Source organism: Acinetobacter sp. A1 (genome assembly GCF_012371315.1).
In the GTDB taxonomy this organism is placed as follows: domain Bacteria; phylum Pseudomonadota; class Gammaproteobacteria; order Pseudomonadales; family Moraxellaceae; genus Acinetobacter.
This window is the reverse complement of sequence record NZ_JAAZQY010000018.1, coordinates 33,491-54,306: the sequence shown is the minus strand read 5'-3', so window position 1 is coordinate 54,306 and position 20,816 is coordinate 33,491. Positions and strand designations below refer to the sequence as shown.

The 20,816-nt window shown below is 44.8% G+C and carries 16 protein-coding genes and 5 pseudogenes; 16 read left to right on the top strand and 5 right to left on the bottom strand.

Annotated features, from left to right (window positions below; genetic code table 11):
* From HHA41_RS08290 to HHA41_RS08255, 7 genes and pseudogenes are all read left to right on the top strand, one after another.
* Positions 1–471, top strand: a pseudogene (locus HHA41_RS08290) (IS3-like element ISAba14 family transposase); the annotation flags it as partial.
* 63 nt (positions 472–534) lie between these two features.
* Positions 535–1,494: pseudogene (locus HHA41_RS08285) on the top strand (IS91-like element ISVsa3 family transposase); the annotation flags it as partial.
* A 284-nt stretch (positions 1,495–1,778) separates the two neighbouring features.
* Positions 1,779–2,444 (top strand): tyrosine-type recombinase/integrase, encoded by a 666-nt coding sequence (locus HHA41_RS08275; protein ID WP_015060916.1) that lies wholly within the window; start codon positions 1,779–1,781, stop codon positions 2,442–2,444.
* Between the two features lie 188 nt (positions 2,445–2,632).
* Complete coding sequence (locus HHA41_RS08270; RefSeq protein WP_024160783.1) at positions 2,633–3,799, top strand: tetracycline-inactivating monooxygenase Tet(X3); 1,167 nt, start codon at positions 2,633–2,635, stop codon at positions 3,797–3,799.
* Positions 3,800–3,947: 148 nt separating this feature from the next.
* Complete coding sequence (locus HHA41_RS08265; RefSeq protein WP_001366550.1) at positions 3,948–4,685, top strand: recombinase family protein; 738 nt, start codon at positions 3,948–3,950, stop codon at positions 4,683–4,685.
* Positions 4,682–4,906, top strand: coding sequence for a hypothetical protein (locus HHA41_RS08260; RefSeq protein ID WP_000743213.1), 225 nt, complete (start codon positions 4,682–4,684; stop codon positions 4,904–4,906). Before HHA41_RS08265 ends, HHA41_RS08260 begins: the two co-directional genes overlap by 4 nt.
* A gap of 210 nt (positions 4,907–5,116) precedes the next feature.
* A complete protein-coding gene (locus HHA41_RS08255; RefSeq protein WP_001120888.1) occupies positions 5,117–6,610 on the top strand; it encodes an IS91-like element ISVsa3 family transposase in 1,494 nt (497 codons plus the stop codon).
* A 175-nt stretch (positions 6,611–6,785) separates the two neighbouring features.
* On the opposite strand, the gene HHA41_RS08245 is transcribed toward HHA41_RS08255, so the two are convergent.
* Complete coding sequence (locus HHA41_RS08245) at positions 6,786–7,088, bottom strand: phosphoglucosamine mutase (RefSeq protein ID WP_000251875.1); 303 nt, start codon at positions 7,086–7,088, stop codon at positions 6,786–6,788.
* 86 nt (positions 7,089–7,174) lie between these two features.
* On the bottom strand, positions 7,175–7,990 hold the full coding sequence (sul2, locus tag HHA41_RS08240) for a sulfonamide-resistant dihydropteroate synthase Sul2 (RefSeq protein WP_001043260.1): 816 nt from the start codon (positions 7,988–7,990) through the stop codon (positions 7,175–7,177).
* A gap of 282 nt (positions 7,991–8,272) precedes the next feature.
* On the opposite strand from sul2, the pseudogene HHA41_RS08230 reads away from it, so the two are divergent.
* Positions 8,273–9,370 (top strand): annotated as a pseudogene (locus HHA41_RS08230) (BREX system Lon protease-like protein BrxL); the annotation flags it as partial.
* Between the two features lie 128 nt (positions 9,371–9,498).
* Here the strand turns inward: HHA41_RS08230 and HHA41_RS08225 are convergent.
* Positions 9,499–9,729 (bottom strand): annotated as a pseudogene (locus HHA41_RS08225) (hypothetical protein); the annotation flags it as partial.
* A 289-nt stretch (positions 9,730–10,018) separates the two neighbouring features.
* Between HHA41_RS08225 and HHA41_RS08220 the strand changes: the two are divergent.
* The 6 genes from HHA41_RS08220 to HHA41_RS08195 all read left to right on the top strand — a co-directional run bounded on the left by HHA41_RS08220 (position 10,019) and on the right by HHA41_RS08195 (position 17,909).
* Positions 10,019–10,435, top strand: a complete 417-nt coding sequence (locus HHA41_RS08220; protein WP_227591103.1) for a cation efflux protein, CzcI-like — start codon at positions 10,019–10,021, stop codon at positions 10,433–10,435.
* A gap of 48 nt (positions 10,436–10,483) precedes the next feature.
* Entirely contained in the window at positions 10,484–11,809 is a 1,326-nt protein-coding gene (locus tag HHA41_RS08215) for a TolC family protein (RefSeq protein ID WP_150378253.1), read from the top strand.
* A 1-nt stretch (position 11,810) separates the two neighbouring features.
* Positions 11,811–13,040, top strand: a complete 1,230-nt coding sequence (locus tag HHA41_RS08210; RefSeq protein WP_016658777.1) for an efflux RND transporter periplasmic adaptor subunit — start codon at positions 11,811–11,813, stop codon at positions 13,038–13,040.
* On the top strand, positions 13,030–16,170 hold the full coding sequence (locus HHA41_RS08205) for a CusA/CzcA family heavy metal efflux RND transporter (protein WP_096902762.1): 3,141 nt from the start codon (positions 13,030–13,032) through the stop codon (positions 16,168–16,170). The genes HHA41_RS08210 and HHA41_RS08205 overlap by 11 nt, the downstream gene beginning before the upstream one ends.
* An 86-nt stretch (positions 16,171–16,256) precedes the next feature.
* Positions 16,257–17,156, top strand: coding sequence for a cation diffusion facilitator family transporter (locus HHA41_RS08200; RefSeq protein ID WP_150378254.1), 900 nt, complete (start codon positions 16,257–16,259; stop codon positions 17,154–17,156).
* A 186-nt stretch (positions 17,157–17,342) separates the two neighbouring features.
* On the top strand, positions 17,343–17,909 hold the full coding sequence (locus tag HHA41_RS08195) for a recombinase family protein (protein WP_000678311.1): 567 nt from the start codon (positions 17,343–17,345) through the stop codon (positions 17,907–17,909).
* Positions 17,910–18,115: 206 nt separating this feature from the next.
* Here HHA41_RS08195 and HHA41_RS08190 read toward each other — a convergent pair whose 3' ends face one another.
* Positions 18,116–18,949 carry a macro domain-containing protein gene (locus HHA41_RS08190; RefSeq protein WP_019383561.1) on the bottom strand — a complete coding sequence of 278 codons (834 nt, stop codon included), beginning with the start codon at positions 18,947–18,949 and terminating at the stop codon, positions 18,116–18,118.
* Positions 18,949–19,506 (bottom strand): TIR domain-containing protein, encoded by a 558-nt coding sequence (locus HHA41_RS08185; protein ID WP_168461318.1) that lies wholly within the window; start codon positions 19,504–19,506, stop codon positions 18,949–18,951. Before HHA41_RS08185 ends, HHA41_RS08190 begins: the two co-directional genes overlap by 1 nt.
* Before the next feature lie 618 nt (positions 19,507–20,124).
* Here HHA41_RS08185 and HHA41_RS08180 point away from each other — a divergent pair.
* Both HHA41_RS08180 and HHA41_RS08175 read left to right on the top strand, forming a co-directional pair.
* Positions 20,125–20,481: pseudogene (locus tag HHA41_RS08180) on the top strand (type II toxin-antitoxin system RelE/ParE family toxin).
* Complete coding sequence (locus HHA41_RS08175) at positions 20,474–20,776, top strand: helix-turn-helix domain-containing protein (RefSeq protein WP_001140620.1); 303 nt, start codon at positions 20,474–20,476, stop codon at positions 20,774–20,776. Before HHA41_RS08180 ends, HHA41_RS08175 begins: the two are co-directional and overlap by 8 nt.
* Positions 20,777–20,816: the final 40 nt, after the last annotated feature.

The window sequence follows — 20,816 nt, the reverse complement described above, 5'->3', positions numbered from 1 at the left end:
ATAACGTATATCCCTATGGCAAAAGGCTTTGTTTATTTATGTGCTGTGATTGATTGGCATAGCCGCAAGGTACTTGCACATAGGGTATCGATTAGTATGGAGGTGGATTTTTGTATTTCGGCTTTAAATGAAGCGATTGAAAAATATGGATCACCTGAAATATTGAATACAGACCAAGGCAGTCAGTTCACCAGTGATGCATTTATTGATGTATTGAAATCAAATGGCATTCAAATCAGTATGGATGGTAAAGGTCGATGGGTAGATAATGTGATGGTTGAACGATTATGGCGGAGCGTTAAATATGAAGAGGTGTATCTCAAAGCTTATAGCAGTGTCACAGATGCGAAAAAGCAATTAAGTGCATATTTTGAGTTTTATAATTTGAAACGACCTCATTCGAGTCTAGACAAAATGACACCAAATGAGTTTTACTATGATCAGCTACCCCAACAAAACAAGGTGGCTTAACTAGAGCGGAATATCACTTATAAATACGCTTTTAGTTGTTCAAACAAGTGGAACCATCTCTGTTTTGGATCGGCGCTCAATCTGAATGTTCACTTCCACATGCTGTTTCTCGACGGTGTGTATGTCGAGCAATCCCACGGCTCAGCGCGTTTCCGCTGGGTCAAGGCGCCGACCAGCCCAGAGCTCACCCAGCTGACGCACACCATCGCCCACCGGGTGGGTCGCTATCTGGAACGGCAAGGCCTGCTGGAACGGGATGTCGAAAACAGCTATCTGGCCTCGGATGCGGTGGATGACGACCCGATGACACCCCTGCTGGGGCACTCGATCACTTACCGTATCGCTGTCGGTTCACAGGCGGGGCGAAAGGTGTTCACTTTGCAAACTCTGCCGACCAGTGGTGATCCGTTCGGTGACGGGATTGGCAAGGTAGCCGGGTCCAGCCTGCACGCCGGCGTGGCGGCCAGGGCCGATGAACGCAAGAAGCTCGAACGGCTGTGCCGGTACATCAGCCGCCCGGCGGTATCCGAGAAGCGGCTGTCGTTAACACGAGGCGGCAACGTGCGCTACCAGCTCAAGACGCCGTACCGGGACGGCACCACGCACGTCATTTTCGAACCATTGGATTTCATTGCAAGGCTGGCCGCCCTGGTACCGAAGCCCAGAGTCAACCTAACCCGCTTCCACGGGGTGTTCGCACCCAACAGTCGGCACCGGGCGTTGGTCACGCCGGCAAAACGGGGCAGGGGCAACAAGGTCAGGGTGGCTGATGAACCGGCAACACCAGCACAACGGCGAGCGTCGATGACATGGGCGCAACGGCTCAAGCGTGTTTTCAATATCGACATCGAGACCTGCAGCGGCTGCGGCGGCGCCATGAAAGTCATCGCCTGCATTGAAGACCCTATAGTGATCAAGCAGATCCTTGATCACCTGAAGCACAAAGCCGAAACCAGCGGGACCAGGGCGTTACCCGAAAGCCGGGCGCCACCGGCTGAGCTGCTCCTGGGTCTGTTTGACTGACGAGCCTGAAGGCCAACGATACCAATCAAAATGCTGCGTTCACAGCGCCGCGGCAGGGATCCGCCGTGCTGGTTGTCGGAAAAGGAGCCGCTAGTGGGAAAGAGGAGGGTAAATTTTCAGCGTTGCTGGCTCCCCGTCAGCCGGATTGGGTTGCATCGCAGGGGTGTCGAAAGAGTCAACTGCGGTCCAAAGCTGTTGGACTTGGGTGAAAAGGGCGTTTATTCTTCCTATACGTCGATCGATTGAATGAAGGACATATACAATCATTTCTCCGACATTTGGTTATGGAGCGAAAAGTTTCAATATCTTATCAAAACCAGGCAATCAATGCGATTAAGTTTTATTACGAACGTGTTTTGGGTGGACAACGGAAAACATATTTCATCGAAAGACCAAAAAAAGAAAAAACACTTCCTGTTGTGATGAGTGAAGAAGAAACCATTCGGGTACTACGCGCTATTGAAAACGTGAAACACAAGGCTATTCTGATGACTATTTATTCGGCAGGTTTGCGCATTTCTGAATGTATAAACCTGAAAATAAAAGACATTGACTCCAAGCGCATGCAAATTCGTATAGAACAGTCAAAAGGAAAAAGAGATCGTTATACCATTTTATCTGAGAAAACATTAATTATTTTAAGAACATACTTTATGGAATATAAACCAAAAGATTATTTATTTGAAGGTCAAAAAGGTGGCGCATACTCAAGCCGAAGTATTCAAAACATTTTTAAAGCAGCTGTTTTAAAAGCAAAGATTCAAAAGGAAGTTACTGTACATACCTTACGACATAGCTTTGCAACGCATTTGCTTGAGAATGGTACGAGTTTACGTTATATTCAATCGTTGTTAGGTCATTCAAGCAGTAAAACAACTGAGGTTTATACACATATTACCACCAAGGGAATGGAACAATTAAAAAGTCCGATGGATTTGTTAGATATATAGAAAGGATTTGTATATTTGAGCAAAACTTAACAAAAAGCACTATGAATATAAATCCTTTTGAGAGAGTAGAACGAACGGTAAACGGTTGAAAACGGATTTGTCACTGATAATGAAAGGTTTAGCAAAATAAGATATAGTGGATATATACGCCATTTGGCGTATAGCCACTTGTTATGTGCCATTTTTGAATGACAATGCGAATAGATACGGACAAACAAATGAATTTACTTAGTGATAAGAACGTTGCAATAATTGGTGGTGGACCCGTTGGACTGACTATGGCAAAATTATTACAGCAAAACGGCATAGACGTTTCAGTTTACGAAAGAGACAACGACCGAGAGGCAAGAATTTTTGGTGGAACCCTTGACCTACACAAAGGTTCAGGTCAGGAAGCAATGAAAAAAGCGGGATTGTTACAAACTTATTATGACTTAGCCTTACCAATGGGTGTAAATATTGCTGATGAAAAAGGCAATATTTTATCCACAAAAAATGTAAAGCCCGAAAATCGATTTGACAATCCTGAAATAAACAGAAATGACTTAAGGGCTATCTTGTTGAATAGTTTAGAAAACGACACGGTTATTTGGGATAGAAAACTTGTTATGCTTGAACCTGGTAAGAAGAAGTGGACACTAACTTTTGAGAATAAACCGAGTGAAACAGCAGATTTGGTTATTCTTGCCAATGGTGGAATGTCGAAAATAAGGAGCTTTGTTACCGACACGCAAGTTGAAGAAACCGGTACTTTCAACATCCAAGCTGATATTCTTCAACCGGAAATAAACTGTCCCGGATTTTTTCAGCTATGCAACGGCAACCGATTAATGGCGGGACATCAGGGCATTTTATTGTTTGCCAATCCCAATAATAATGGTGCATTGTATTTAGGAATTAGTTTTAAAACGCCCGATGAATGGAAAAATAAAATTCCCTTAGATTTTCAGGACAGAAACAGCGTTGCCGATTTTTTATTGAAAAGATTTTCCAAATGGAGTGAAGTTTACAAACAATTAATACGTTCGGTATCAACATTTCAATGCTTGCCCACAAGGAAATTTCCTTTGAACAATGATTGGAAAAGTAACCGTCCATTACCCATAACAATGATTGGCGATGCTGCTCATTTGATGTCGCCTTTTGCAGGACAGGGTGTAAATACGGGATTATTGGATGCTTTGATATTGTCTGAAAACCTTACAAACGGAGAATTTACAAGTATTGAAAATGCCATCGAAAACTACGAACAACAAATGTTTGTTTATGCAAAAGATACGCAGGACGAATCGACAGAAAACGAAACCGAAATGTTTAGTCCCAATTTTTCGTTTCAAAAATTATTGAATCTATAAACAGTAAGAAAAAACGGCTACTAACAAGCAGTTTTGCAATAGTGGGGCAGAAGTGCAAAATTGAACTTGTGTGCTTCTATCAACTTTTGTACATTAGCTGCCAGTTTAAGATGGGTGCATTTGAGTATGCCCAAAGGAGCCCGCAAGTATGCGCAGGACGAAGCCAGTAGCCGCGCCGATGGTGGCGCGGGTCTATCTGCGCGTCAGCACCGACGCGCAGGACTTGGAACGCCAAGAGGCGATCACTACGGCCGCGAAGGCCGCCGGCTACTACGTCGCCGGCATCTACCGTGAGAAGGCATCCGGCGCACGCGCCGACCGGCCTGAGCTGCTGCGCATGATCGGCGACCTACAGCCCGGCGAGGTGGTCATTGCCGAGAAGATCGACCGCATCAGCCGCCTACCTTTGCCCGAGGCCGAGCGCCTGGTGGCCTCGATACAGGCCAAAGGCGCACGCCTGGCCGTCCCTGGCGTGGTCGATCTATCCGACCTGGCGGCCGAGGCCCAGGGCGTCGCCAAGATCGTGCTGGAAGCCGTGCAGATCATGCTTTTTCGCCTGGCCTTGCAGATGGCCCGCGACGACTACGAGGACAGGCGCGAACGCCAGCGCCAAGGCATTGAGTTGGCCCGCCAGGCCGGGCGGTACAAGGGCCGCCGTGCTGATCCGAAGCGCCGCGCCCAAGTTGTCGCGCTGCGCAAGTCCGGCTACAGCATCAACAAGACCGCCGAGCTGGCCGGGTACAGTGCGGCCCAGGTGAAACGGATATGGGCCGAGGTCAGCCAGGCCGAAGCGAAGCAGCACGGCGCGTTCGTGGAGGACGCATTGACGGAAGCCGATGCCCTGGCCGCTGTCGGCCAGGATGAGCGCCAGGAGGAAAGGGCATGAAGAAGCCGAACCAAGACGACGAGCCGTTTTTCATCACCGAGGAGATTGCGGCCGAAATGATCGCCGGCGGCTATGAGTTCGAGCTGCCGCCCATTCCTTGCACCATCCGCCTACGCGACGTGCTGGAGCGCATGACCGATGCTGAGCTAGCATTGCAGCCGGGCGAGATCGCCGACCAGGAGCGTGAACGCTGCCGGCGCAAGCCGTGTTCAACCTCATGATCTGGTCATGGTATTTTTCATGGCACTGAGCCTGATAGTTCTTGCAAATTGTTGTCACTAAAGGGTTTTGTGTGCTTGTTTACAATCGAGTGGGAGTGACGGGCACTGGCTGGCAATGTCTAGCAACGGCAGGCATTTCGGCTGAGGGTAAAAGAACTTTCCGCTAAGCGATAGACTGTATGTAAACACAGTATTGCAAGGACGCGGAACATGCCTCATGTGGCGGCCAGGACGGCCAGCCGGGATCGGGATACTGGTCGTTACCAGAGCCACCGACCCGAGCAAACCCTTCTCTATCAGATCGTTGACGAGTATTACCCGGCATTCGCTGCGCTTATGGCAGAGCAGGGAAAGGAATTGCCGGGCTATGTGCAACGGGAATTTGAAGAATTTCTCCAATGCGGGCGGCTGGAGCATGGCTTTCTACGGGTTCGCTGCGAGTCTTGCCACGCCGAGCACCTGGTCGCTTTCAGCTGTAAGCGTCGCGGTTTCTGCCCGAGCTGTGGGGCGCGGCGGATGGCCGAAAGTGCCGCCTTGCTGGTTGATGAAGTACTGCCTGAACAACCCATGCGTCAGTGGGTGTTGAGCTTCCCGTTTCAGCTGCGTTTCCTGTTTGCCAGCCGGCCCGAGATCATGGGGTGGGTGCTGGGCATCGTTTACCGCGTCATTGCCACGCACCTGGTCAAGAAAGCGGGCCATACCCACCAAGTGGCCAAGACGGGCGCGGTCACCCTGATCCAGCGTTTTGGATCGGCGCTCAATCTGAATGTTCACTTCCACATGCTGTTTCTCGACGGTGTGTATGTCGAGCAATCCCACGGCTCAGCGCGTTTCCGCTGGGTCAAGGCGCCGACCAGCCCAGAGCTCACCCAGCTGACGCACACCATCGCCCACCGGGTGGGTCGCTATCTGGAACGGCAAGGCCTGCTGGAACGGGATGTCGAAAACAGCTATCTGGCCTCGGATGCGGTGGATGACGACCCGATGACACCCCTGCTGGGGCACTCGATCACTTACCGTATCGCTGTCGGTTCACAGGCGGGGCGAAAGGTGTTCACTTTGCAAACTCTGCCGACCAGTGGTGATCCGTTCGGTGACGGGATTGGCAAGGTAGCCGGGTCCAGCCTGCACGCCGGCGTGGCGGCCAGGGCCGATGAACGCAAGAAGCTCGAACGGCTGTGCCGGTACATCAGCCGCCCGGCGGTATCCGAGAAGCGGCTGTCGTTAACACGAGGCGGCAACGTGCGCTACCAGCTCAAGACGCCGTACCGGGACGGCACCACGCACGTCATTTTCGAACCATTGGATTTCATTGCAAGGCTGGCCGCCCTGGTACCGAAGCCCAGAGTCAACCTAACCCGCTTCCACGGGGTGTTCGCACCCAACAGTCGGCACCGGGCGTTGGTCACGCCGGCAAAACGGGGCAGGGGCAACAAGGTCAGGGTGGCTGATGAACCGGCAACACCAGCACAACGGCGAGCGTCGATGACATGGGCGCAACGGCTCAAGCGTGTTTTCAATATCGACATCGAGACCTGCAGCGGCTGCGGCGGCGCCATGAAAGTCATCGCCTGCATTGAAGACCCTATAGTGATCAAGCAGATCCTTGATCACCTGAAGCACAAAGCCGAAACCAGCGGGACCAGGGCGTTACCCGAAAGCCGGGCGCCACCGGCTGAGCTGCTCCTGGGTCTGTTTGACTGACGAGCCTGAAGGCCAACGATACCAATCAAAATGCTGCGTTCACAGCGCCGCGGCAGGGATCCGCCGTGCTGGTTGTCGGAAAAGGAGCCGCTAGTGGGAAAGAGGAGGGTAAATTTTCAGCGTTGCTGGCTCCCCGTCAGCCGGATTGGGTTGCATCGCAGGGGTGTCGAAAGAGTCAACTGCGGTCCAAAGCTGTTGGACTTGGGTGAAAAGGGCGTTTATTCTTCCTATACGTTGTCGGCAGCGGGCCAAAAAGGAATACGTCCATGCCCATCGAGGTGAAACCGGCTGTGAGCGCGGGTTCAAGCATATAGCCCGACAGGCGCGTATCCTTGCCGATCACGACACGATGGCGGTGGTCACCGCGACGAAAGACACGGCCAGCCGCCATGCCGACGCGCAAGGCGGTTTCCGCCGTCATCGCGCCTTCGTTGGCTTTGCCACGAATACCGTCTGTGCCGAAATATTTGCGCACCATAAGGTCGATTATCCTGTCGTCGGGTCGCCCTCAAAGGGGACATGCCTGCTGAACCGCGAATATAGAGAAATATCCCGAATGTGCAGTTAACGAATTCTTGCGGTTTCTTTCAGCGCCGCCAATACCGCCAGCCCGTCGCGCAAGGGGCGCGGCTCGTGTGTGCGGATGAAGTCAGCTCCACCTGCGGCGGCGGCAAGCTCTGCAGCGAGTGTCGCGGCCCCGACATCCCCCGGACCACGGCCTGTGAGCGCGCGCAGAAAGGATTTGCGCGAAACAGACAGAAGCACCGGCAAATCGAAGCGCAGCCGCAATTCATCGAACCGCGCCAGCACCGAGAGCGAGGTTTCGGGAGCAGCCCCCAGAAAAAACCCCATGCCGGGATCAAGGACAAGGCGGTTGCGTTTGATACCGGCACCCGTCAGCGCCGCGATGCGCGCGTCAAAGAACGCCGCAATGTGATCCATGATGTCGCCAGCGGGTGCCTCGCGCCGATCTGCCTGCCCGTCTTGCACCGAATGCATAACGACGAGTTTGGCAGATGATTTCGCCAATTGCGGATAGAACGCAGCGTCTGGAAAACCGCGAATATCATTGAGATAGGCCACACCACGCGACAAGGCATAGGCTTGCGTCGCGGGTTGATAACTGTCGAGCGAGACGGGAATGCCATCTGCCTTGAGCGCGTCCAGCACCGGCGCGATACGCGCGATTTCTGTGTCGGACGAAACAGGCGCGGCGTCGGGATTGCTGGATGCCGGACCGAGGTCGATCACATCTGCCCCCTCGGCCATCAGCTTACGCGCCTGCGCAATGGCTGCGTCTGGCGCCAGATACCGGCCTCCATCGGAGAAACTGTCCGAGGTTATGTTGACGATGCCGAAAATGATGAGCGATTTATTCATGGGGGCTTCTATAATAATAATAATCGAGCATGAGTCTCATACGGATGCTCGGGTCGAAAGGGAATCCCCAGGCGAGTAACCTGTTTGCGGTGATCCATTAGCTGCAGGAGCAGAATAGCATACATCTGGAAGCAAAGCCAGGAAAGCGGCCTATGGAGCTGTGCGGCAGCGCTCAGTAGGCAATTTTTCAAAATATTGTTAAGCCTTTTCTGAGCATGGTATTTTTCATGGTATTACCAATTAGCAGGAAAATAAGCCATTGAATATAAAAGATAAAAATGTCTTGTTTACAATATTGTGGGTAATATTAACCAAAGTGTTGAATCCTTGGTGAAGACTAGCCACTTATTGGCTCCTTTTCCTGAAGCCATGATCGATTCAGCATTCTTTGATCGCTTTCATGCCTATATCCCGGGTTGGGAAATTCCGAAAATGCGCCCGGAATTCTTTACCAACCGTTATGGCTTGATCGTTGATTATCTGGCTGAGTTCTTCCGGGAAATGCGTAAGCGTAGTTTTGCGGATGCCATTGAGAAGTACTTTAAGCTAGGGAATAACCTGAATCAGCGTGATGTGATTGCCGTTCGCAAGACGGTTTCTGGATTGATGAAGCTGCTCTACCCACATGGTCAATTTAACAAAGAAGATGTACGGCAATGCCTGGAATATGCGCTGCAGGTGCGCCGTCGGGTCAAAGAACAGCTGAAAAAAATTGGGGGGATGGAATTCTATGATGTGCATTTTAGCTATATCGACAATGACACCCTAGAAGAGCATTTTGTTTCGGTAAAAGAGCAGGGTGGAGGTGGACTTATTCCCGAAGGTCCTGCTAAACCAGGCTTCCTGTATACCATTGGCCTCAGTAATAAGGGCATGCCAGGCTTATACCGCTTAGAACTTCAAGTCACTAAAGGTTCAGGAAAATTGGCGACATCTGGCTTATGGAATTCAAGTAGTGCCAAAGAACAGGTCAAGATTGCTTTTGATTACTTCAAGGCCAATGCATCCCGGATCTCGGGGGGCAGTAAGGTGCTGGAACATGATTTCCACTTACATGTGGTGGAATTACAGAATACCGGCCCGCTCAGCCATCTTGCTCTGCCAAGTTTAGTGGCTTTCGCTTCTGGCCTCTTAGGACGATCGGTACAAAGTCAGATGGTGGTACTGGGTGATATGAGCTTGGGTGGTTCAGTGACACCGGTGGAAAGTATTGCCGAATGTCTGCAAGTTGCTTTTGATGCGGGTGCCAAGAAGGTTGCTTTACCAATGAGTAGTGCGGCAGATATCCCAACGATTCCTGTGGAACTGTTTACCAAGTTCCAGACCAGCTTTTATGCAGATCCGGTGGATGCGGTGTTTAAAGGGTTAGGGGTGGATTAATTTCATATCTGTCTGGAAGAGTTACAGTAGATTGTTTTAAATTCAGTTTCTCAAGTTAAACACCATGTTGTAAAAGCATAATACTGCCTCTTTTAAAGAGCTAGTATTTTAGGGGGGATTACCCTTCATTTTTTTTGATCAGATATCTGTTGTACTTTGACAGGATTTTGTTGATCTAAATATTTTTGATACCAAACACGCAATGTTTCAGGAGTACAACCGATTTTAGGATCAATAGCTGTGATTGCTGCCCAAGTAGAAGGATAATCTTTTTCAGATTCAATCAATAATTGAACCGCTCTTTCTCTGATTTCAGGGGGCAATTTTACTTTGCCATTTGTAAGGTAAAAGGGGTCAATTTTAGAATGCCGTTGACAATGTATCGCCTTTTGAGTTTGAAGCAATGTACAATGATAAGATTAACCCGTTAGGTCAGGTGGCCTAACTTAAATAAAAAGTCTCCGACAAACCCGGTACGGTTCACTATCTATTGTTATTCTTACCTGAAATTGATGTGAGCTTATAGAGACAAGGTAAATTTGCAAAAGTGCCGGCTATTCAGTGTTCATTGAATGTTTAATTTAATTTATTAAGCTTGACCTTGGAGTGGCTCTAAGCCTTATACTTGGTACAAATTTTTCGATTGTTATGATGATGCGTTCTACTACATGGATTACAGTCTTGGTTGGATTGTTCATGTTCCAAAGCTTTTGGAATGTGGCGGCGGCCTTTTGTGTCCATGAACAACAGCCTCAATCACAGCAGAGTTATCATTTTGGTCATCACCAAAATACCTTGTGTGCCAGCGATAGTCGTCAACACGATCATAATGGACAGTCAGAAAACATAAAAACATTCAGTAGCGATTTAGAAATCGGTGAAGATCATCAAGATCATCTACCATCGATGACGCATTTGATTGTACAAAATGAAAAAGTAGATGTGTTTCATCCAAGCTCTGAAGTTAAAGTGAATCCACAATTTCATTGGAAAAACAGCTATCAGGCTCCTGACCTGTTTCAACAAAGCCCACCTCCCGAATTTTCCCCGCTCATGGTGGGGTAGCCTAAAACATTCCCACCACTTTTATTATTTAAATAAGTGGGAAAAATCATGTCTTCACAATCAATTATACTCTTGCGTCATAGCTTGGTTGCTTGTATATGTGCAGCGGCTATGCAATATAGCTATGCTGAAAACGTTACCAGCTTTGAATCCGCTTTAGCAAAAGTACAAAGTTACCAGACTCAAGACAAGCTGTGGCAACAAGTTCAGCAAATATCTGAATTGAATATTCAGCAAAGTCGGTTATGGCAGAATCCAAGTATAAGTTTAGAACAGTCTGGCTTTGGCTCAGGTCAAGAACAGGAATTCAATGTTGGCGTTAGTCAACCTCTAGATCTATTTGGTCAGCGTAAGCTGAACCGGGTGATTGCCAATACCTCGAATCAACAAATCCAATTGCAACAGCAATTATGGAAGGCACAAAGCCAACTGATTGTTAAATTTGCATGGTCGCAATTTGCACTTGCTGAGGTTGAGCAGTCTGCTTATTCAGTACAGTTAAAAACAAGTAAAGCCAATCTGGACAGTGCCCAGAAACGCTATCAGGCAGGCAGTATTGCCCTGGTTGATTTTGAGCGTACCCAAATTGAAGCGCTAGAAATCCAACGACTTTATCAGCAAGCGATGCTGAATAAACAAGCTGCCGGTCGTCAGCTGTCTAATTTGTGGGGGGGAGAAACATCTTCACATCTTCAATTGAATAAAACCGCTATCCCTTGGCCAGAGCAAAGTCTCCAAACTGTGCAACGGTATATTGCTGAAGGGTGGCTAGAAAAATTCTATGCCTTGAACATTCAGCAATCGGATCATCAAATTGAAAATTTAAGAATTCAGGCACGTCCCAATCCGACTTTAAATGTAGGCATGAAACGTAGCAAAACCCCTAATGAAAGCAACGATACGACTTTGGCAATCGGCGTGGCTATTCCACTGAATATTTTCAACCGCCAGCAATATGCGATCCCGATGGTCCAGCAACAGCAAATATTGCTGAACCAACAGCAGCAGCGTGAGCTGAAGCAACAAATACTCAATATTGCCAACAGCGTGCATCAGCTCAAAGGTTTACGTAGCCAGTTCGATGCCACAACAGCACAAGTTACTTTGGCGACCAAAGTTCAGAGCCGTACTTTACAAGGGTTTCAGGCAGGGAAACTGTCCATTACCGACGTTCAGCAAGCAACCACCCAACTGCAGAATCTTCGATTGGGTCAATTACAAATTCTACGTCAAGCTTGGCAAACTGCCCTCGCAGCTGAGGCACTCAGTATTGGCACAAGTTATGAAGAAATTAGCCGTTCGGATGCCTATACACAACTGAATAAAAAGGCAGTCGAAGCATCGCAAAATTTAATCAATGGGGGAGCACGATAAAATGAACGCCAAGCAAAACGGAAAAATATCCCAGTCTCTCATGATTGCAATTTTGATTCTGATTACGGTCTTGGTCAGTCTGGTTATTTGGTTAAGTTCAAAAAAAACTGAATCTGAGGGGCATGGTCATGATGAGGGAAATGCCGAACATTCTGATGAAGATAGTTCTGAAGAAGGACATGCTGAAGAAGGCGAAATACAACTGACCAGCCAACAAATGGTTGAACAAGGTTTAAAAGTTGCTGTTGCATCCACAGGATTGGTTGAAAAGCTGACAACCCTGCCAGGTAAATTGGTGGTGAATACCGATCAACAAGCGCATATATCGCCTAATTTTAGTGGTCATGTCGAGCAGGTCAATGTGGCTTTAGGACAGAGCGTGCAAAAAGGACAAACGCTGGCTGTACTAATCGTGCCTGAACTGATCGACCAACAGGCAAATCTGCGTATGGCACAGGTGAATCTGGATTTGGCCCGTAAAGATTACCAGCGCGAACAGCAACTCTGGTCACAGGGGATTTCTGCCAAACAGGATTACCAGCGTGCCGAAAATGCCTACCGTCAAGCGCAGATTACTGTCCAGTCCTCACAAGCACGTTTAAATGCATTAGGTGCAAGTGGCAATAACAATGGGCGTTTTCTGATTAAAGCACCGATCTCTGGGGTGATCAGTCAAAAAGATATTGTGGTCGGTGAAAATGTGCAACTGGCTAATCAGCTCTTTGTCATTGAACAGCTGAAAGATTTATGGCTTGAGTTTAATTTGCCGAATCAATTCTCAGGTCAACTGCAAGCCGGGCAAAAAATTGACTTTAAAGTGAATGATTCAGATCAAATCTATAAAGCTACTGTACAAAGCTTAACCTCTCAGGCAGATGTACAAACAGGGCGTCTGGTGGTGCGCGCAAAACTCGATGCGCAAGCTACTGAGTTGCGTTCTAATGTGTTAGTGAGAGTGTTGATTCCGGAAGCTACAGCAAAATCAGCCCTTCGGATTCAAAAGTCTGCGCTGCAAAGTATTGAAGGTGAAGACAGTATTTTCATCGTAGATTCAGAACAAAAAGGTCAAGTCCACTTAAAAGCACAGAAAGTGCAATTGGGGCAGGCTTCAAGTGATGGACAATGGCTTGAAGTGATTTCTGGGCTGACTGAAGGGCAGAAGTATATCGCTCAAGGCAGTTTCTTGTTGAAATCTGAATTAGAAAAAGACGAGGCAGGCCATGAACATTAATTCTGATCTGCCAAAACCAGAAGGTTTATTCGAACGAATCATTCAGTTTTCCATACAAAATGCGATTTGGGTGTTGCTCTTTGTCTGTACCTGGATTGCGGTCGGGGTGTATAGCTATCAGAAACTCCCGATTGATGCTGTACCCGATATTACCAATACCCAAGTCCAGATTAATACTCAAGCCAAGGGTTTTACTGCGCTTGAAGTCGAACAGCGGATTACCTATCCCATTGAAAATGCCATGGCTGGCATTCCGGATCTGGAGCTTACCCGTTCCATATCCCGTTATGGACTCTCTCAAGTCACCATTGTCTTTAAAGATGGGACTGATATTTATTGGGCCCGTCAGCAGATTAACCAACGGATACAGGAGGCGCAATCTGAGTTGCCTGCACAAATCGCACCGACGATGTCCCCCGTTTCTACGGGTCTCGGTGAGATTTATCAATGGGTACTGAAGGCAGATCCGAATGCGAAAAAGCCGGATGGAACTGCATACACGCCGATGGATTTGCGTGAGATTCAGGACTGGATTGTGCGTCCTCAACTGCAACGTGTTAAGGGAGTTGCAGAGGTCAACAGTATTGGTGGTTTTGAAAAAACCTATGTGGTCTCTCCCGATTTAAACCGGATGCAGCAACTGAATATCTCATTAGAACAACTGCAACAGGCTTTAGCGCAAAATAATGAGAACCGAGGTGCAGGTTATATTGAAGACAATGGTCAGCAATTGACGGTACGTGTACCGGGTACATTCAATGGGCTTTCTGATATTGAGAACACCATGCTGGGTAGCCCAAATGGCAGCCCAATTCGGGTTGGTGATATTGCGCAAGTCTCTATTGGGCATGATTTAAGAACCGGTGGGGCAACCTATAACGGCAAAGAAACCGTTTTAGGGATTGCCATGATGGCGATGGGTGGAAATAGCCGGACTGTTTCTAAAGCTGTGGATGCCAAGCTTCAAGATATTCAGAATAGTTTGCCTAAAGGGGTAGTGATTGAAACGGTGTACGACCGTACTACCTTGGTTGAGAAGGCGATTAAAACCGTTCAGAAAAACTTGGTAGAGGGAGCAATCCTGGTCATCATCATTCTGTTCCTGTTTTTAGGGAATATCCGTGCTGCCTTGATTACTGCCTGTGTCATTCCACTCTCTATGCTGTTTACCTTAACCGGGATGGCACAGAAAAATATCAGTGCCAATCTGATGAGTTTAGGTGCACTCGATTTCGGCATCATTGTCGATGGTGCTGTGGTGATTGTCGAAAACTGTATCCGGCGTTTAGCCCATACACAGCAACTGTTAAAACGACCTCTCACACAAAGTGAACGCTTTAAGGAAGTTTTTCTGGCTGCCCGCCAAGCACGTCGTCCTCTTATTTTTGGTCAGCTTATTATTTTGGTGGTGTATTTGCCGATTTTTGCTTTAAGTGGTGTAGAAGCAAAACTATTTCATCCGATGGCTTTAACCGTTGTTCTCGCACTGGTGGCAGCTATTATTTTATCGATCACCTTTGTGCCCGCTGCAGTTGCTTTATGGGTTAAAGGGGAGATCAAAGAAACGGAAAGCCGTTGGATGATCTGGCTCAAAACCCGATATCAACAGATATTGGATGGAGCCTATCATTACAAAGCGGTGGTTTTAACTTTTGCCATTTGTCTCCTGGTCATTACGGGTCTGCTCAGCACGAAGATTGGCAGTGAGTTTGCACCCCAGCTGAGTGAAGGTGATTTTGCGGTACAGCAATTACGTTCTCCAAGCACAGGCTTGGAAGAGTCTTTACGTATTCAGGAAAATACCGAAAAGCTTTTACTGAAAAACTTTCCCGAAATTAAAGCTATATTTGCCCGTACCGGGACTGCTGAAGTGGCGACAGATGTGATGCCACCGAATATTTCCGATGGTTATATCATGCTGAAACCACGTGAGGAATGGCCAGATTCAAAAGAAAGCCTAGATGCACTTCGAACCCGAATGGAAGCTTATCTTGCGACAATTCCCGGCAATAACAGTGAGTTTTCTCAGCCTATTGAGCTACGTTTTAATGAACTGATTTCAGGTATACGCAGTGATGTGGGGGTGAAGGTTTTTGGTGATGACATGCAGGTTTTGAATACTGAGGCTGCAAAAATCGCGAAAATCATTCAGCAAGTCGCAGGTAGCAGTGCGGTGAAAGTTGAACAAACTTCGGGTCTGCCTTTACTCAATGTAGAGATTGATAAAGCTTTAGCTGCCCAGTATGGCTTGAGTGTGAAATCTATTCAGGATGTGGTGGCTGCAAGTATTGGTGGACAAAGCGTGGGAGAGATTTTAGAAGGCGATCGTCGTTTTGATTTTGTTATCCGTCTTGGAGAGCAAGACCGTAGTGTCGCATCTGTTTCCCAGTTACCTATTCAGCTTCCAAATGGTGGCAGTATTTTATTGTCGGATGTCGCGCAAGTCTCGACCATTGAAGGAATCAACCAAGTCAGTCGAGAAAATGGTAAACGCCGAGTTGTGGTTACAACGAATGTTGAAGGGCGTGATTTAGGGTCTTTTGTTTCTGATGTACAGACACAGCTCAAAGCATACACTTTGCCAAGTGGTTATTGGATAGAATATGGAGGTCAGTTTGAAAATTTGGCTTCAGCCAAAGCACGGATGCAAATCGTGATTCCACTGGCTTTAATCACTATCTTTATTTTACTGATGGCGGTCTTTCACAATGTCAAAGAAAGTCTATTGGTCTTTACCGGGGTACCCTTTGCCTTGACCGGTGGTGTGCTGTTCCTTTGGCTAAGGGATATTCCATTATCGATGTCAGCTGGAATTGGCTTTATTGCCTTATCTGGTGTTGCAGTCCTCAATGGACTGGTAATGCTGACCTTTATTAAGGAATTAAGGGACAAATATCCAGTGCATAAAGCCGTGTGGCAAGGGGCTATTTTGCGCTTAAGACCAGTGTTGATGACAGCTTGTGTGGCTTCACTGGGTTTTGTACCAATGGCGCTGGCAACCGGAACAGGGGCTGAGGTTCAACGGCCACTGGCAACCGTAGTGATTGGCGGGATTATCTCTTCAACATTACTAACTTTGGTGCTGTTACCCGTGCTTTATCGTTGGATAAATGAAAAGAAAGTTTCTTAATCCAATAGATTAGTCGATTTACAGCAGAGATATTGGCTGTTATCCAATATCTCTGCTCATCATAAATAGAATAAGGAAAATATTTTATGTCAGAACATCATGATCATGGCCATGCGGTTGTTACTGAAGAAAATAGTAAGAAGTTAATGGTTGCCTTAGGTTTAACGACTACTTTTTTAATAGTAGAAGTTGTCGCTGCTTTTATTACCCAAAGTTTGGCTTTGTTATCTGATGCAGCTCATATGTTTACTGATGTAGCCGCTTTAGCTATTGCTCTTGCCGCTATCAAAATTGGTAAAAAAGCCGCAGATGATAAAAGAACTTTTGGCTATCAGCGATTTGAAATTTTAGCGGCTCTGTTTAATGCGGTGATGCTTTTTGTGGTAGCAATATATATTGTATATGAAGCTTATCAACGTTTTACGAACCCTGCTGAAATTCAAAGTGTTGGAATGATGATTGTCGCGGTCATTGGTTTGGTCATAAATTTGATTTCAATGAAAATCCTTTCTGCTAGTGCTGAAGGAAGTCTAAATATAAAAGGTGCATATTTAGAAGTTCTTAGTGATGCTCTAGGATCGATAGGCGTGATTATCGGAGGAATAGTTATTTATTTTACCCAGTGGATGTGGGTTGATACCGTAATCGCTGTGTTAATTGGCTTCTGGGTCTTACCTCGAACTTGGATTTTATTAAAACAAAGTATTCATATTCTGCTTGAAGGAGTTCCTGATGAGATTGATATTGAGTCGTTAAGAAATGATTTATTGAAGCTAGAGGGCGTTGAAGGGATTCATCAGTTGAAAGTCTGGGCTATATCCTCAAGAAATATTCATTTAACTGCTCATTTGGTTGCTCCGAATAGCAATACAGATCAACTCTATCAAAAGGCCTTAGAAGTTCTAAAACATAATCATAATATTACTGAAATTACGTTACAAATAGAAAATACGAAATGTAATACATTGAACCAACATAAACACTAATTTGGACTTTAGTCTTCATATAGATGTTTTGTGTAACTTTAAAGTATACCCTAAAGTTACAATCTGAAAGTTCATGAAATTATGTATCATTTAAATGATTTTTAATCATAAGTAACATGTAACTTTAGTGTTAAAGAATTATAATTTACGAAATTGTTCATTTTTATCCAATTGGGGCGTGAAAAAGTGAAAGGCCAAAAAGTAGGGTATGTCCGGGTAAGTTCTGTCGAGCAAAACACTGGACGTCAACTTGAAGGAATTGAGGTCGACCGGATTTTTGTTGACCGTGCTTCAGGTAAAAATACTGACCGACCTAAATTTCAGGAAATGTTGAACTATGTCCGGGAAGGGGACAGGGTGATTGTACATTCAATGGATCGTTTTGCGCGAAGCCTAAAAGATTTGGTCACTGAAGTAGATAAACTGGTCAAACGAGGGATCGCCATCCAGTTTGTAAAAGAAAATATTACTTTTACAGCCGAATCCACCCCGATGGATAATTTGATGCTTCAAATGATGGGTGCTTTTGCACAGTTCGAACGTGAGATCATTTTAGAGCGGCAAAAGGAAGGAATAAAACTCGCCTCTGCTCAGGGGAAGTACAAAGGTCGGGTGCATAAACTAAAGCCTGACCAAGCTGAAGCTTTACGACAAGCATGGAAGGAGGGGAAGTATCCATCGAAAATGGCATTAGGGAAAGCTTTTGGGATTAGTCGTCAGGCGGTATACCGATATTTACAAGTTAGTGAATAGCTTATTGGGATTAGCAACTAAATTTAGTTTAACTTATAAAAATCATGAAACACTGTTCGAATTTTAAGCGTGGAACATGAATAATCAATAAAAAGCCGCTCTGGTGCCTTACTTCCTAGAGCGGCTTAATCTAATATACTGAAATTTAATGATAAATATAAAGTGTTTCATATAAGGTGTATTATGTTAATTTAAGGAAATCTTAATCAAATTCCATTCTTTGTTTCCTGAATATCCAATAAATTAATTTTATTCATTTTTTCAGAGTGAATAACAATAGTTAATTTAGCAGGATGTTTAAATCTCATTTCGCTAATTCTGAATGTCCAAATCATAATTTTTAGTAAGTCCTCATCACTAATTCCCCTATGCTCTTTAATCCTTGTAATACCTGAACCAAATATAGGGACAGAAACACTGCGCTGCCCATAAACTATATTTACTTTGTCCCAGAATGTTATTAGAAATCCTAGATACTCAGGCATGGTTAAATTAGCTCTATTAGAGGAGTCAAATTTAGAAAAAGCAGTCAAAATATAGTCATTATGAACAAATATAGTTCCTATTTTAAACTTCTTTTTCTTTCCAACTAAACGATCTACGTTTTCCTCTAATATTTCATTATCCTCAAAAGGATAGTTATCAATCTCTTGATCAAGAGCACTTATTTCTATATCTAATTTTTTTTGTAAAAAAATTCCATTTAGAGAAACTTCATTAATAATTTTATTATCAACTAAAGTGTCAAAATATTCATTAAAAGCAATTACCTTCAATCCATCTTCTTCAAAAATATCGCCTTCCTTAATACAAACTGTAGTACCTTCAATATCAATTTCAACTGAATTTAATTTATTTGCTTTTCTCCAATCATAGATATAAATAATCACTAAAAATACTAAGAATACTCCACCTAATAAGCCTTGTATCTTTGATGGTATGGGAACAAAAGCAAGTAATAATGTTGCAAAGGCACTGAATAGAGATATTTTTAAAAAAAAGGAATCTCTCAACTTTTTATTAAATATTTTAACTTTCATTATAATTTATAGTCTTTAGATTCTAGAGGTGACTGTACTGTAAATCCTTTGTTTAATAGTGCGTTATGAAGTAAGGACTTATTTAAGGGAACATGTAAAACAGGAATATTTTTTTTAGAGTCCCTGAAAATTGGTAAATTATCCCACAATTGAGTCACTTCATTTTTAAATTGTCCATTTACTGATAAAAGTTCACTGTATGTCGTAAATTCTGGATAAACAACAATAATTGGTAGTTTAAGTACATTCACGCCATAATCAATTTCTTCTCTTAATGCTCTTGAGTTTTTAGTCTTTGAACTTAAAAAAAGAATAATATTTTTTGAACTTCTTAATCTTTCTCTTAACCTAGGTTTTAAGGTTTGCTCCCAATTACTATTATCTCGAACGTTATAAGTCGTTTCATGAGCGTTATAAAATGGAAAACTACCATCTTTTCCTTTCCATGCTTTTAGCATCTGATAATGACAAAAGTCATGTGTAGCATATGCTCCTAATGAAGATGGGTCAAAAGGTTCACTTACATAAAATGCGCTGTAACTATTAATTCTACTCACTTGATTTTCCTTAAATTATTTATATCTTATAATAATGCATTGATTATAAATGACAAGTAATAGAATTAATTCTAAAGATCAAATTGATATATATTTAACATAATGGGCGTTATACGAAGTACACTTGTATATTAATCTAAATATCAACCACTTAATAAAAATAGAAAAATCCAAAAATGACCAAAAAGCCGATTTTGAAACAAGTCGGCTTTTTTATGAGCGGTTTTGATACTTCTTGCCAATAAATTTGACTAAAAAATAGTCAGTTTTGAGGTTTTTCAAATTTTATCAATGCCTCAATGTCCAAAATTATCCACATTTTTTGTGGATAAAATTTAGGCTATTTTGTAAGCCCTGGCTCATACCAATCTCGGCCCTTTGCTGCTATCCGCAATACTGGAAATTTCCTATCATGAAGACATAGAGAGCAGGATGCTCCAGATAAAAAGAATAAGATGAACAACAAGGAACGTGAGATCAGACAGGAGTCAGATCTAAGCGCCAAATATGGAAAAGCCCGACAGGATGTCGGGCTTTTTTATTGCCTATCCTTTCTCATTTGCAAAACAAACATAATGCCCCTAAAATATAGACTATAATCTATATTTTGGTTGTGGTATGTGGACAGTCATTACGACAGATCTATTTAATCAGTGGCTTGAACAGCAAGATGAACCTACATAAGAGAAGGTCCTAGCTGCCCTGGTTGTTCTACAGCAGCAGGGACCGAGTTTAGGCCGTCCTTTAGTAGATACTGTGTATGAGTCTAAATTTACCAATATGAAAGAACTGCGTGTTCAACATCGCGGTAGACCCTTAAGAGCTTTCTTCGCATTTGATCCCTTACGACAGGCTATTGTTCTATGTATTGCTGATAAAGGCGGTAAAAAGCGTTTTTATAAAGACATGCTGGATATTGCAGATGAACAATACCAACTTCATCTCACTACCCTAGGAGATAAATCTAATGGCTAAGACTCTGCAAGAATTGTTAGCTAGCCGCTCTCCAGAGAGCCAAGCCCGTATTCAAAAAATGGCTGATGAATTACTGCTAGAAAATCAGCTTCATCTTATTCGTGAAGAACTCGAAATTTCTCAAAAAGAGCTTGCTGAAACTTTGGGAATAAAACAGCCATCGCTTTCAGCAATAGAAAATCGTGGCAATGATCTTAAGATTTCAACCATGAAAAAGTATGTTGAGGCAATGGGTGGGAAGCTCCGTATTGATGTAGAGCTTCCAACAGGAAAACATATAGGATTCAACGTTTAACAATAAAAATGGGAGCTATAGGCTCCCATTTTTAGATTCG

Coding starts and splice junctions, on each gene's coding strand:
- HHA41_RS08275 (WP_015060916.1), top strand. CDS start 1,779: ATGGAGCGAAAAGTTTCAATATCTTATCAAAACCAGGCAATCAATGCG.
- HHA41_RS08270 (WP_024160783.1), top strand. CDS start 2,633: ATGACAATGCGAATAGATACGGACAAACAAATGAATTTACTTAGTGAT.
- HHA41_RS08265 (WP_001366550.1), top strand. CDS start 3,948: ATGCGCAGGACGAAGCCAGTAGCCGCGCCGATGGTGGCGCGGGTCTAT.
- HHA41_RS08260 (WP_000743213.1), top strand. CDS start 4,682: ATGAAGAAGCCGAACCAAGACGACGAGCCGTTTTTCATCACCGAGGAG.
- HHA41_RS08255 (WP_001120888.1), top strand. CDS start 5,117: ATGCCTCATGTGGCGGCCAGGACGGCCAGCCGGGATCGGGATACTGGT.
- HHA41_RS08245 (WP_000251875.1), bottom strand. CDS start 7,088: ATGGTGCGCAAATATTTCGGCACAGACGGTATTCGTGGCAAAGCCAAC.
- sul2 (WP_001043260.1), bottom strand. CDS start 7,990: ATGAATAAATCGCTCATCATTTTCGGCATCGTCAACATAACCTCGGAC.
- HHA41_RS08220 (WP_227591103.1), top strand. CDS start 10,019: ATGATGATGCGTTCTACTACATGGATTACAGTCTTGGTTGGATTGTTC.
- HHA41_RS08215 (WP_150378253.1), top strand. CDS start 10,484: ATGTCTTCACAATCAATTATACTCTTGCGTCATAGCTTGGTTGCTTGT.
- HHA41_RS08210 (WP_016658777.1), top strand. CDS start 11,811: ATGAACGCCAAGCAAAACGGAAAAATATCCCAGTCTCTCATGATTGCA.
- HHA41_RS08205 (WP_096902762.1), top strand. CDS start 13,030: ATGAACATTAATTCTGATCTGCCAAAACCAGAAGGTTTATTCGAACGA.
- HHA41_RS08200 (WP_150378254.1), top strand. CDS start 16,257: ATGTCAGAACATCATGATCATGGCCATGCGGTTGTTACTGAAGAAAAT.
- HHA41_RS08190 (WP_019383561.1), bottom strand. CDS start 18,949: ATGAAAGTTAAAATATTTAATAAAAAGTTGAGAGATTCCTTTTTTTTA.
- HHA41_RS08175 (WP_001140620.1), top strand. CDS start 20,474: ATGGCTAAGACTCTGCAAGAATTGTTAGCTAGCCGCTCTCCAGAGAGC.